Origin of the sequence: Synechococcus sp. W55.2 (assembly GCF_047461635.1) — a bacterium.
Classification (GTDB): Bacteria; Cyanobacteriota; Cyanobacteriia; order Thermostichales; family Thermostichaceae; genus Thermostichus.
Window position 1 is genome coordinate 42,540 of the sequence record NZ_JANSHM010000010.1, and the last position, 12,343, is coordinate 54,882.

General features: G+C 60.2%; 10 protein-coding genes and 1 pseudogene. 5 read left to right on the forward strand and 6 right to left on the reverse strand.

Translation table 11 applies throughout. The annotated features are described in order from the left end of the window. Positions 1 to 51: 51 nt before the first annotated feature. Both NW828_RS03935 and murA read right to left on the reverse strand, forming a co-directional pair. Entirely contained in the window at positions 52 to 2,268 is a 2,217-nt protein-coding gene (locus NW828_RS03935; protein WP_414381689.1) for a transglycosylase SLT domain-containing protein, read from the reverse strand. 104 nt (positions 2,269 to 2,372) lie between these two features. Then, positions 2,373 to 3,689, reverse strand: coding sequence for a UDP-N-acetylglucosamine 1-carboxyvinyltransferase (gene murA, locus NW828_RS03940; RefSeq protein ID WP_414381714.1), 1,317 nt, complete (start codon positions 3,687 to 3,689; stop codon positions 2,373 to 2,375). A gap of 345 nt (positions 3,690 to 4,034) precedes the next feature. Here murA and NW828_RS03945 point away from each other — a divergent pair, with 345 nt between their 5' ends. From NW828_RS03945 to NW828_RS03960, 4 genes are all read left to right on the forward strand, one after another. Next, positions 4,035 to 4,688, forward strand: a complete 654-nt coding sequence (locus NW828_RS03945; protein ID WP_414381692.1) for a DUF3386 domain-containing protein — start codon at positions 4,035 to 4,037, stop codon at positions 4,686 to 4,688. A 200-nt stretch (positions 4,689 to 4,888) separates the two neighbouring features. Beyond that, positions 4,889 to 6,190 (forward strand): GNAT family N-acetyltransferase, encoded by a 1,302-nt coding sequence (locus NW828_RS03950; protein ID WP_414381694.1) that lies wholly within the window; start codon positions 4,889 to 4,891, stop codon positions 6,188 to 6,190. 48 nt (positions 6,191 to 6,238) lie between these two features. Next, positions 6,239 to 6,856: an Npun_F5749 family FMN-dependent PPOX-type flavoprotein gene (locus NW828_RS03955; protein WP_414381697.1), complete on the forward strand. Its 618-nt coding sequence runs from the start codon at positions 6,239 to 6,241 to the stop codon at positions 6,854 to 6,856. A 320-nt stretch (positions 6,857 to 7,176) separates the two neighbouring features. Further along, on the forward strand, positions 7,177 to 7,686 hold the full coding sequence (locus tag NW828_RS03960) for a hypothetical protein (protein ID WP_414357482.1): 510 nt from the start codon (positions 7,177 to 7,179) through the stop codon (positions 7,684 to 7,686). 263 nt (positions 7,687 to 7,949) lie between these two features. Here the strand turns inward: NW828_RS03960 and folD are convergent, their stop codons facing one another. The 3 genes from folD to xseA form a co-directional block, all read right to left on the reverse strand. Beyond that, positions 7,950 to 8,831, reverse strand: a complete 882-nt coding sequence (gene folD, locus NW828_RS03965; RefSeq protein WP_414381700.1) for a bifunctional methylenetetrahydrofolate dehydrogenase/methenyltetrahydrofolate cyclohydrolase FolD — start codon at positions 8,829 to 8,831, stop codon at positions 7,950 to 7,952. A 92-nt stretch (positions 8,832 to 8,923) separates the two neighbouring features. Further along, positions 8,924 to 9,160, reverse strand: a complete 237-nt coding sequence (xseB, locus tag NW828_RS03970; RefSeq protein WP_414357481.1) for an exodeoxyribonuclease VII small subunit — start codon at positions 9,158 to 9,160, stop codon at positions 8,924 to 8,926. Next, entirely contained in the window at positions 9,141 to 10,421 is a 1,281-nt protein-coding gene (xseA, locus tag NW828_RS03975; protein WP_414381702.1) for an exodeoxyribonuclease VII large subunit, read from the reverse strand. Before xseA ends, xseB begins: the two co-directional genes overlap by 20 nt. A gap of 73 nt (positions 10,422 to 10,494) precedes the next feature. Here xseA and NW828_RS03980 point away from each other — a divergent pair, with 73 nt between their 5' ends. After that, positions 10,495 to 11,649, forward strand: a complete 1,155-nt coding sequence (locus NW828_RS03980; protein WP_414381705.1) for an AI-2E family transporter — start codon at positions 10,495 to 10,497, stop codon at positions 11,647 to 11,649. Positions 11,650 to 11,905: 256 nt separating this feature from the next. Here the strand turns inward: NW828_RS03980 and NW828_RS03985 are convergent. Next, positions 11,906 to 12,343, reverse strand: a pseudogene (locus NW828_RS03985) (hypothetical protein); the annotation flags it as partial.

Genomic DNA, 12,343 nt, shown 5'->3' on the forward strand with positions numbered 1-12,343 from the left:
GGAAAAAAGCCCACTCCCTCTACGGCAGCACTCCCGCGACAAAACCGGAAGTCATGAAGAAGACGAGGGGTTATGCAGTCGCTGGCTGACCAGAGTGCGCCCCTCCTGAGTGTAGAGCTGCCAGTAGTTCCAGTAGTTGCCAAACACGGACTTCACATAGCCCCGGGTTTCGGGGAAGGGGATCTGCTCCACAAACACGTCCGGATCCCCGAAGCCAAAGCGGTTCAGCCATCTGGCCACATTGCCGGGGCCACCATTGTAGCTGGCCAGGGCCAGCAAGGTGTTGTCTTGATAGGTGCGGTGGGTGTAGTCGAAGTACCAGGATCCCAGGTAGAGATTGTCGGCGGGGTTGGTGAGGCTGTACTGGGCCAGGCCGATCTGCTGGGCAATCCAGCGGCCAGTAGCGGGCATCACCTGCATCAAGCCCAAAGCCCCCGAGGCCGAGACGATCTCTGGCTCAAAGCGGGATTCCTGCCGGATCAAAGCCGCCACCATCAAGGGATTGAGGTTAAATTGCCGTGACCAGTGGGCCAAGCCGGGTTGGGCGTAGGGATCCCCGCTCCAGGAATTGTCTGGGCCGGCATAGTAGTGCAGCGGATAGATGGCCTGCCAGAAATCTTGGCGCTGCCTCAACGTCTCCAGCAAGGGATCCGGCTCTTCGCTAAAGCGCAAAGCAGCCACCTGGTTAATGCCCCGCAGGTGATCTCCGGCGCTGTTGCGCAAAATGCCCGTGACAAAGCGCTCGGCAACGCTCATCTGGCGGGGATCCCGCTGCACCGGAGTTTCGCCCTGCCAGCGTTCCCAGGCCAGTTGGCTGGCTCCCATCAAATGCAGGGTTTGCGTAACTGCAGAGACCCCTGGCAACGGTTGGCGCACCGGCTGAAAATCCACCTCAACCCTTTTGCGCCCGCTGTAGAAATCCCCCACCGGCCAGCCCAGTTGCACTGCCGACCGCCAGCCGTAGTAGGTGTGGGGAAACTGACGCAGTACCTGCCGATAGGTCTGCCGAGCTGCAGCGACATCCCCCTGCTGTTCCCGCCATTTGCCCGCCCAGTAGAGCAGTTGTGCCCCCATTTCCGTGTCCCGCTGGGCGGATCCAATCTGTTGAGCTAGGGCGATGGCTTGGCTGAGATTGCCTGCTTGCGCTTGGCTCCAGGCCACCGTCCAGGCGGCGTTGGCCGCAGCTTCGCTGGCCGGAAAGCGATCCCAAAGGGCTTGCCGGGTGGCTTGGGCCGATTGGGGGCTGGCGTTGCGATCATAGAGCTGGCTGAGGCTAAGCAACGCCTCTGGAGCTTCTTTATCTGAGCCGGATCCCACCTGTCGGAGGAGTTCAATTGCCGTCGGCAGGTCGCTCAGTTCCGCCAAACGGCGGCGGGTGAGAGAAGCCTCTGGCCCATCGGGAAACTGTGCCAGCAGCGCTTGGTAAGCCGCTTTGGCCTGGGGAAACTCCCGCGAGATCTGGTGGCTGCGGCCCCAGCGGTAGAGGTTCTGAGAGGTGGCGGGGGCACGCCCATAGGCCCGGGCAGCTTTGCCGTACTCCCGTTGCTCCCAGTAGGCATCGGCGAGGATCTGCCAGTCGGAAGCCGTGAGGGATCCCTCCTGAGCCTGCCGCCAGCGATCCAGCAGCGGCGTTAGCCCAGGGGTTTGCGGGTGATGTTGGGCCAAATCCCGCAGCAGGTCATAGCGGTCGGGATCCAGCTCCAGCAAATGCTTGAGGGCACGTCCGGTCAGCGGATGGGTGGGAAATTGCTGCCGCAGCCGATCCACCTGGCCCATCCCCCAGAGGGCATAGGCAGCGACAGGGCTGTGGGGATATTCCTGCAAAATCTTGGGCCACCAGATCCCTTGGGCTGTTTCCTTGTCCTGCAACTGTTCATAGGCTTGGGCCCTGAGCTTCCAAATCTCTTCCCTCAGAACCGGCAGGCTCTCTTCCAGCCCCTGCAAATGCTTCAAGGCAGATTGCGCTTGGCCGGCCTGTAGCGCTGCATAGGCTTGCAAAAAGGCCACTGTGGAAGTTTGAGGCAGTTGCGTCGGATCCCTGCCTTCTCGTGCAGAGGCCACTTCTACGGTTTCTGCCCAGGATGAGGTGTAGAAGCCCCAGACGGCCCCACCCAGAGCTGCTCCCGCTGCCAGCACACCGGCAGCCCATCTTATCCAGCGTCGTTTGCTGCCTGTCAGGATCCCCATGCTTTGCCTCCCCACCACCTCTGAACTAAGATACTCAACCCGACTGCGTTGAGCCACCGGACGACTCGATACTTGCAACATGGCTGGAAAGCTCACCCAGCAAGCGGTCGCCGCGCATTGTGGCCAGGCGATAGGCAGGGAGAGATGCAACGATTTCTTCAAACTTCAAACGGCGGTGAAACGGCTCATTTCCCCAATTGCGCTGTCGGGCTTTCGCTGCGGTACACCTTGGCCCCGACACTGCGCAGCTTTTCATCAATGGCTTCGTAGCCCCGGTCGATGTAGTGCAATCCGTGGATCGTGGAGCAGCCTTCAGCCGCCAGACCGGCCAACACCAGGGCCGCACCCGCCCGCAGGTCGGTAGCCACCACCGGAGCGCCGGAAAGGGACGGCACCCCCCGGATCAGGGCCACTCGGTTCTTCAGGCGAATATCGGCTCCCATGCGATTCAGCTCGGGAATGTGGTGCATGCGGTTTTCAAACACCGTCTCCTCAATGGTGCAACTGCCCTCGCTCAAGGCGGCCAAGGCCATGATCGGCGCCTGCACATCGGTGGGGAAACCGGGATAGGGCAGCGTTTGAATATCAGTTGCCTGACAGAGCCAGCCTGAGCTCAGTTGAGCTGGGGCAATGCGCAACCGGTTTGGGCCCTCTTCTTCCACCCGCAGACCCATGGCTTGCAACTTGGCGATCACCGCCCGCAGATGATCGGGAATAACAGGGCCAACTGTGAGGTGAGAGCGGGTAATGGCCCCGGCAATGAGATAGGTGCTGGCCTCGATGCGGTCGGGAATGACCGTGTACTCTGTTCCATGCAAGCGGGGCACCCCTACCACCACAACCGTATTGGTGCCGATACCGCGAATGCGGGCCCCCATGGCTTGACAAAAGCGGGCCAGATCCGCCACCTCCGGCTCTTGGGCGGCGTTCTCGATCACCGTTTCTCCATCCGCCAGCGTAGCGGCCATCATCAAGGTCTCGGTGGCACCGACGCTGGGATAGTCCAGGTAAATACGGGTTCCCAACAGTTTACGGGCATAGGCATGAACCACCCCATGCTCGATTTGGACCGTTGCCCCCAAGGCTTGCAGACCCCGCACATGCAGATCCACGGGACGAGACCCGATCGCACAGCCACCGGGCAGGGGAACTCTGGCCACCCCCAGCCGCGCCAACAGAGGCCCTATGATGAAAAAGCTGGCCCGCAACTGGCTGACCAATTCATAAGGGGCTTGAGAGGTTTTGAGGGAGCTGGCATCCAGGTCCAGGGTATTGCCAACATGGGAAACCTTAACTCCCAGCGTGGCCAGGATCTGCCCCATGCGTTCAATGTCCAGCAGACGCGGCACGTTGTGAATTCGACAGGCCTCAGGAGCCAAGATGGCCCCGGCCATCAGCGCCAAGGCAGAGTTTTTTGCCCCGCCAATAGGGATGTGGCCACTCAGGGTCTGCTTGCCAATGATTTTCAGCACTGGCCCCATCATCTCTGGCGCGGTTGCCATGCCGGTCTGGGGCGGCGTCAGGCCAGGCTCTAGGGGATCCGCCCCGCTGACGCGATTGTCAAAACCTTTCAATCTCCCTCCTCACCCACAAAAAATAGGCGAACCCTTCTCAGAGAATACTCTGGGGATCACAGCAGCGGCTAAACTCGCAAGCCAAATTGGGTGTGAGGAAGAAGTTCCCATGGCCGTGCTTCTATCCTGCAGCAGCGGACAGGGGAGCGGCTAGGCCAGTTCACCAGATGCAGGTTCTCAGCGAAGGCAACTGGGGGGCAGCCCAACAGCAGGGGGCGGTATGATGGATGCTCAGGGGAAGTGCTTGCAAGGAAAACAGGAAGGAGACAGCCGATGATTGCCACTCAAGTCTCTGCCCAAGAGTTGTTTCGGGCCGCCTATGAAAACCGCTACACCTGGGATCCCGCTTTCCCAGGCTACAGCGCCGAGGTCACCTATTGGGATGGGGAGCGCACATTCGTTGGGCAGGTGCGAGTGGGAGCAGACCTAAAGGCCACCGTTACCGGCGTAGAAGATGAGGAAGCTCGAAAAGCCATTCACAACCAACTCTGGGAGATTGCCGTTCACCGGGTGCGCCGCAGCTTCGACGAGACCCATGGGAACAACACCTTCCGTTATGGCCAAACCCTGCCCGATGGCACAGTGGAGATCCTGGTGGGGGGCAAAGCAGAAGGGGATCGCTACCACGTGCGCGATAACCAGGTTACCATGGTGCACCGGCATATCCACGGAGTGGTGGTTACCATCCACACCTTCAGCAGCCACGATACCGGCGAAGGCTATCTTTCCCACCGCTACGATTCCGTCTATCACGATCCCCAAACGGGCGAGCAGAAAGGCGGGCGCAGCCAATTCGAGGATCTGTACACAAAAGTGGGCAAGTATTACATCCTCTCGGAGCGGCGTATCCAGACGGAGACGGAAACCGGCCCTGTGGAGAAGCGCTTCACCTTCAGCAACTTGACCTTGCTGGACACTGGGGCGTGAGCGACCCGGCATTGACCCCAGCAGGGTAGGGGGCCAGCTCTCCCGTTCGTCACTGTTGGGCAGCTACCGGGAGGCTGAGTTCACGCCCTTCTTGGCGGCCAAGCCTTTCTCGATAACGGGAAAGCCGATCTGTAGGCTTTCAAGCTTTGTTGCAGAACGATCCTCCCAGTTAGAAAAAGCAAGAGAGCCTGAGCTATGCTTTGAATATTCTCCCGCCTGCGATTGGCATGGACAACACCACAGCAAAACCTGACCCGGATGCCGAAGCCCCCATTGGTGCCCCTGACCTGATCATTCGCCCCGCCCAACTGGGGGATCTGGAGGCTGTGGAAGAGATTTTGGCGCAAGCCTTTGATGAAGAGTACAGCAGCCGCTCGGTGGATATTCGTCGCCAAGTGCGGCGGTTGCGCCAGTGGTATGGGCCCCTGAAAACCCTGACCCTGTTTCCCAATCGCTTTCAGCACATGTTTACAGTGCATGTGGCGGAGCTGAAGGGCAAGATTCAGGGGGTAATTCAGGTTTCTCCCTTCAACCATTCCCGCAGCACCTGGCGGGTCGATCATATCGCAGTGGCGCCCTCTGCCCAGCGACAGGGGGTGGGATCCCGGCTGCTCAAGCACTGCATGGAGCACTTTCGGGAAGCTCGCACCTGGATCCTGGAGGTGAACATCCACAACAAGGGGGCAATGGCGCTCTACCGGCGCAACGGCTTCCAACCCTTGGCTCAGATCACCTACTGGTCGATTCCAGCCGATATTCTGGCGGCCCTCAGCCAGCACGAGCCCAAATTGCCCAACCTGGTGCCGGTGACCAACCGGGATGCCTATGCCATCTACCAACTGGATACGGGATCCATGCCGGCCACTGTGCGCCAGGTGTACGACCGTGAGGTGAACGATTTTCGCACTAGCCCACTGGATTGGCTTTTGGAGCAGGCCAAATGCGCCATTAGCCAGACGGAGCGGGTGGAAGTGTGTGTTTACGAGCCCGAACGCAAAACCGCCATCGGCTACTTCAACTTGAAGTTGGATCGCACCGGGCAGCAACCTCATGTGGCCAAGCTTACGGTTCACCCTGCCTACACTTGGCTTTACCCCGAACTCATGGCCAAGATGGCCCAGCTTACTCAGGCTCATCCGCCGCAATCTCTGGCCTTGGCCTCCACCGATTACCAGCCGGAACGGGAGGAGTTCTTGCTGAAGCTGGGAGCCCAGGATGTAGAGCGGACGTTGCTGATGTCGCGTTCGGTGTGGCACAAAATCCGCGAAAGCCGCTTCTTTAGCTGGGATAGCGCCTATCTCAACGCGGTGTTGCGGGGATTGCAGGTGAAGCAGCCAGTGCCGGAGCGGTTTGAGGGGCCGCCGGAGGGCTGGGTAGAGCACCACTTTCATCCCATTAGCCCAACCGAGCCAGATCCCAGCTCTGGTCGCGTCAGCGGTGTGGAGTCTTCACCAGGGCTCTCCAGAGACTCCCAATCTGAGGCTTCTCCACCCCCTAGCTAAGGGAGAGAGAGCCCCAATCCTGGCTTGCTTGCACCTTGCGAAAAACGGATGAAAGACCCGAAGGGCAATTCTACTGCGGATCCCTCTTGGCGGGCGCTGATTCAGGCGGCACTGCACCGGAACCGTAGCGATCCCGGTGTGCGGTATTTGCAATTGGCCACGGTGGATCCCCAGGGGCATCCGCGCAACCGCACGGTCGTTTTCCGGGGGTTTTTGGGCGATACCGACCGCATTCAATTGGCGGTGGATAGTCGCAGCGAGAAGATCCGACAAATTGCCCACTGCTCCCAGGCTCAGATCTGCTGGTATTTCTGCAAAACCCGCGAACAATTCCGCATTGCTGGCACCCTTGAGGCCATCGCCGCGGATCATCCGGATCCCCAAGCTCAGCGCCAGCGGCAGCAGTTGTGGCAACAGATATCGGAAAAAGGACGGCTCCTCTGGTTTTGGCCGGAACCCAAAGGGCCGCTCGCCCCGCCAGAGGCTTTTATTCAAGAGTTGCCGAAAGAGAAAGATCCGCTGCCCCCGCAGACTTTTGTGGCATTACTGCTGGAGCCAACAGAGGTGGATCACTTGCAGCTTAAGGGGGATCAGATCTATCCCCAATTGCGGACAGTGTACGAACGTACCTCCCAAGGGTGGCAGCGTCGGGCTGTGAATCCCTAAAAGGGATCCAAACTTGCTTAGCCTGGTCTGGAGTGGGGGATCCCTTCTTTCCTTGACGTTCCCCGAAAGCCCAAAGAATAGAGGAATGGACGTGTTAACGTAGCTGAACAATCCTGTTCTGCACGGTGGGGGGCGTTGCCCTCAGATGGAACTCTGTATGCGCATGCCTGGTCTATCGGTGGTAGGGCAACGGCTGATGCCTTTCCTCTAATCGACACGTATCACTTGGGCTTGCAGTGGTCTCGATGTGCGTCTTGATCTGGTCATTTTCTGCCTACATTGCTCGGGCTGTCGCCTCTCTTTTCGCTGGTGGGCCATCCATGAACAGGGCCTTGAGGGGCAAGGGATCCCTAGTGTTGTCTGTCGCTTTGGTTGGGGTAGGGGTTCTCGTGCAGGGATTGAGGGCACAGACTCTGGAGAAACCGACGCTGAAAGCCTTGGAGGATTCCGTTGAGGGGAATGTTGTCCCTGTTCTGCACTCAGAACCTGCCTTGCCCCCCCAGGCTGTCCCCACCTCCGCCCGTACGGGACCCTTTCGGGTCGGCAATCGCACGCCCCATCCGGTTCGGCTGGTGATCTTGATGCGCAGCGGCGAACGGATGATCAATCCGGAAACGGCCCACTGGGACTTTGCCCCTGGAGAGGGGGGGAGCGAGGGATTGCTGCTGAGCTTGGGAGAGGAACCGCTGCAAATCGGCCCCGGAGACATTGTGGTGGCTTTCGCCCTGGATGGAACCCGCCGCTATTGGGGGCCCAATGTGGTGGGAGAGTCTCTGGCCCCGTTTTGGGATGGGGAGAGCGGCTCCTGGTCGATGATCTTGCAGCCTTAGGGTGCTCCGCGCGCAGCTTGGACATTTGCAGCGGTCACCTCAAACTCCTCTGGGGCAACTTCTCCATTCCTCACTCTTCTGGGCCAAAGGGGGAGGATCCAAGCAACAGAACATTTTGAGAACAGTCTCCAAACCATAGTCATTTCAAGCTAGATTGAGACACTCCCCAAGCGCTCTGTGCCGCTGCCGCGACCAACCCCAGCTCTTCTCCCAGAGAGAGAGGGAAGTTAGGGAACAATGCAACAGAAATGTTTCATTCCTGTTTAATAATGACTACACAAGTGGCTGCGCAGTTTATAGCTCTGTAGGGTGTTGGCCAGCAGCATCGTTACCGTCATCGGCCCTACGCCGCCCGGTACGGGCGTGATGGCAGCGGCCAGCTCTTTGACCGCTTCATAGTCCACATCTCCCACCAGTTGCTCAGATCCGGCAGGGGTCTCGATGCGGTTGATGCCAACGTCGATGACCACCGCGCCGGGTTTCACCATGTCTGCCCTCAGCAAGCGGGGGCGGCCCACGGCCATCACCACAATGTCGGCGGCGCGGGTCACTTCTGCCAAGTCGGGGGTGCGGGAGTGGGCTAGGGTGACCGTCGCATCGGCGGCCAACAACATCAAGCTCAAGGGCTTGCCCACCAAGATGCTGCGACCGACCACCACTGCCTTTCGGCCTGCAATCGGGATCCCTTCTGCCTGCAACAGGCGCATCACGCCCAAAGGGGTACAACTGCGTAGGCCGGGCTCGCCGCGCAACAGCCGGCCCAGGTTGAGGGGATGGAGTCCATCCACATCTTTGTCGGGATTGATGGCCAGAAGGGGGGGGATGGGATCCCAGCCGGGGGGCAGGGGCAGTTGGACGAGGATGCCATCCACCCGCTCGTCCTGATTGAGTTGGTCGATGGTGTCGAGCAAATGGGCAGGGGAGTCTTGGGCGGAAAAATGTCGGCCAAAAGAAGCAATGCCCAACCGCTCACAGGCCCGCTCTTTGCCACGCACGTAAGCCGCACTGGCGGGATCCTCTCCAACCCGCAGCACTGCCAATCCCGGTGGCCGCCCCACCTGGGGTATCCAAGCTTGCACTTGGGCGGCCATCTCCGCTTGCAAGCGGGCGGCTAAGGCTTTGCCATCGAGGATCTTTGCGGGCATGGGGGCGCAAGGATAAAGACAACCATCCAACGACCATCCATAGTGAAGCAGAATGGCGACAGCAGTGCAGGGGGAATGATCAGGTGGGATCCCTAGAACGCCTGCGAGTCTTCTTCCTCTTGGCCCAATTGCTCGATGATGATCTCCACCTGCTGCCGCTTTTGCTCTAAAAAGTCCGCGCAGGTTTTCAGGGTTTGGGCGGCCTGTTGAAAGCGCTCCACCACTTCCGCCAGATCCAGTTCCCCCGATTCAATCTGGGCAATCAAAGTTTCCACCTCGGCAATGGCTGCTTCATAGCGCCACGGCTCCTCACGTTTGCGGCGGCTCATGGCTCTCCTCTACTCGTACCCATAGGCTTCCCGAGGCCAGTTGTATCATCAGGCGGGTTTGGGGAGGCAGGCGATGGGTGCGGATCAGGGATCCCTCTTCATCTCGCACCAAGGCATAGCCCCGTTTCAGAATGGCTTCGGGATCGAGCGCTTGGAGGCGATCTTGCAGGGCCTGTTGGTGCTGTTGGCGTTGCTGGAAGCGATGGCGCACGGCTTGGAGCAGGCGATGTTGGTGTTGGGTCAAGCGATCCTGAGCCTGTTGCAACAGCCGCTCTGGATGCACGTAAGCCAGGTGGTGTTGGGCCTCCTGCAAACGCTGCTGGGCCCTTTCCAAAGCTTGGCGAGTGCGTTCGATCAACTTCTGGCGCAACTGGGATCCCTGACGCTGCAATTCCCCCAGATCCGGCACGATCCGCTCGGCAGCTGCCGTTGGGGTATGGGCGGCGTAGTCGGCAGCGTAGTCCGCCAGGGTTTCATCCCGCTGGTGGCCGATCCCGGTGACCACCGGGATCCGACATTCGGCAATCGCTCGCACCACCCGCTCATCGTTAAAACAGGCCAAATCTTCGCTGGCTCCACCGCCCCGCGCCAAAAGAAGCACTTCCGCCCGCCCATCCTGTTCCACCCGGCGAATGGCCCGCACAATTGATTCCGGGGCCGCCTCCCCTTGCACTTGAGCCGGGGAGAACAGCACCCGTAGCCCGGGGTAGCGCTGGTTGAGGGTGCGCCGAATATCTCCCCAGCCGGCAGCGTGGGGGGAACTGACGACGGCAATGCACTGGGGATGAACAGGCAGAGGTCGTTGGTTATCGAACAAGCCCTCAGCACTGAGGCGGGCCTTGAGCTGTTGAAATCGCAACGCCAACAGCCCTTCCCCGGCAGGCAGCAATTGCCAGATGACGAGGCGATAATGGCTGCCGCCGCTATAGATGCCAAGTTGCCCAAGGGCAAGCACCTGTTGCCCCACTTCCGGCCAGAAGCTGAGCCTGGAAGTTTGGCCCTGCCAGACCACCCCCTTGAGAACGTCACCGGTTTCCGGATCGACTAGGGTCAAGAACAGGTGGCCATTGCGGTTGCGCTGGCAACTGGATACTTCCCCGCTCACCCACAGCCTGACCAAGTAGGGATCCCCGGCCAGCAGCGATTTCAAATAACGGGACACTCCCCCCACCGAGAGCAGGGGAGCTTCATCCGTGAGCAAAAACTCCATCCCACTGCTGCGGGCGGCTAAAGTCACTTCTGAAGGGACAGGATCGCGCATCCAGGGTTCTCGAATAGCGATGGGACTTGTCGGGATCCCATCTAGAATAGGCGACAACCGGGCGAGAGAGGAGGTGAGCTGGCGGGTGACCTTCGCCCAGTGGCTGGGGCTAGGGGCGCTGTTGGGCCTGCTAGTTCTGCTTTGGCAGATCCGGCAGATCCTGCTGTTGGTGTTCGCGGCCATTGTGTTGGCAGTAGCATTGGATACCTTGGCCCAGATCCCACAGCGCTACGGCTTTCGGCGTGGCCCCTCAATTGTCATCACCAGTTTGACGGTTTTGGTGGCCGCGATCTTGGTGGGGCTAATCGTGGTGCCCCCCCTGGCAGAGCAGTTGCGGCGGCTGTTTACCGACGGGGTGCCCGCCGGGATCGTGCAAGCGCAGCGGCTGTTCGAGAGCTTGATCCTCTCTTTGCCGACGGATATTGAGCTGCCGACGCTGCGGGAATTGGCCAATAGCTTGGTACCCCAGGCCACCGAGTTGGTGCGACAGGTGCGCGACTTTTTCTCCGAGTCCTTCACTGCCTTTTTTGGCACCCTGCTCAACCTATTGTTTGTAATCATCCTCACCATTTTGTTGTTGGCGGATCCCCAAGCCTACAGTCGCGCTTTTGTCTCAGTTTTCCCGGCCTTTTACCGTCCCCGCATTCGCTACATCCTCAAGCGCTGTGAGCTGGCGCTGCGAGGGTGGCTGATGGGGATCCTGTTTACCAGCACCTTGGTGATGCTGCTGAGTGGGATCGGGCTGTGGATTTTGGGGGTGCCCCTGATCTTGGCCAATGCGGTGCTGGCGGGATTGTTCAACTTCATCCCCAACATCGGCCCCACCTTAAGCGTGGTAGCCCCCATGCTGGTAGCCCTCACGGATGCCCCTTGGAAGTCCTTGGCAGTGCTGGGGCTGTATATCCTGATCCAGCAGTTGGAAAGCAGCGTCTTCACCCCCATCGTTATGTCCCGACAGGTGTCGCTCCTGCCCGCCCTAACCCTAGTAGCTCAAGTTACTTCAGCCTTTTTCTTTGGGGTGCTGGGCCTGTTCCTGGCCGTGCCTTTGGCAGCAATCCTGCAGGTGTGGATTCAGGAGGTGCTAATTCGGGATGTCCTGGATCCCTGGCAGGGATCCCGATTGCGGCCCTTGCTCAGGTTGGAAAGCAGAGAGAACGGGATCCAGAGCTCCACCCAGGCGGAAAACCAGGATCCCATTCCGCGACCGCAATCGGTGCGAGAAGGTTGAGGGGGCAATGCTCCTGGCTTGGCTCAACCCCATCAGCTTAGCCACACGACCGGCCCTTCCATTGGGCAGGAATCGACGTTCTCCCCACGGCTAGAGCCGGGGGATTCTTTCCCGTCGCTCCACGCTCCTCGCGCTTGACCGGTGTGAGAACGCGACAACTGGCAACCGTGCGCCCAGGCAGAGGGGCATTGGGAGAACAGTGAGACCTACGGCCCGCTGCGCGAAGGGCATTCTGTCAACCAAGGATTCTGTCCCGCTATCGCTCACCTGGCAAGGTTGGACTGTGGAGTCCCGGCGGGAAAAGCCGCAACCCCTGCTGTCGCACCCGCCGCTCCTGGAAGGGAATGGGGGTCACGCGCGGCAAAGGCGTAGCCACAGGCTGGGGAGTTGAAGTGGGCATAGCTTGCGGAGAGGGCTCTGGGCTGGGCTCAGGCGTAAGCTCAGGTTCAGGAGTGGCCACCACGGGCGGTGGCGTTGGAACAGCCGGGATCCCCTCTGGTGTCGGACGGGGGCGGCCCAGTTGAAAGCGCGGCTGGCGACGAGGTGCAAGCGTGGGCGTCGCCTCTGGCGTTGGCGTCGGAGTGGGTGTGGGCGTGGGTGTCGGAGTTGGCGTTGGCGTCGGAGTAGGAGGGGGGTGTGAGGTCGGGCTGGGAGGTGGCGACGGAGTAGGATTGGGCCTAGGTGTCGGTCTTCG

Coding starts and splice junctions, on each gene's coding strand:
- NW828_RS03935 (WP_414381689.1), bottom strand. CDS start 2,268: ATGTTGCAAGTATCGAGTCGTCCGGTGGCTCAACGCAGTCGGGTTGAG.
- murA (WP_414381714.1), bottom strand. CDS start 3,689: ATGGCAACCGCGCCAGAGATGATGGGGCCAGTGCTGAAAATCATTGGC.
- NW828_RS03945 (WP_414381692.1), top strand. CDS start 4,035: ATGATTGCCACTCAAGTCTCTGCCCAAGAGTTGTTTCGGGCCGCCTAT.
- NW828_RS03955 (WP_414381697.1), top strand. CDS start 6,239: ATGAAAGACCCGAAGGGCAATTCTACTGCGGATCCCTCTTGGCGGGCG.
- NW828_RS03960 (WP_414357482.1), top strand. CDS start 7,177: ATGAACAGGGCCTTGAGGGGCAAGGGATCCCTAGTGTTGTCTGTCGCT.
- folD (WP_414381700.1), bottom strand. CDS start 8,831: ATGCCCGCAAAGATCCTCGATGGCAAAGCCTTAGCCGCCCGCTTGCAA.
- xseB (WP_414357481.1), bottom strand. CDS start 9,160: ATGAGCCGCCGCAAACGTGAGGAGCCGTGGCGCTATGAAGCAGCCATT.
- xseA (WP_414381702.1), bottom strand. CDS start 10,421: ATGCGCGATCCTGTCCCTTCAGAAGTGACTTTAGCCGCCCGCAGCAGT.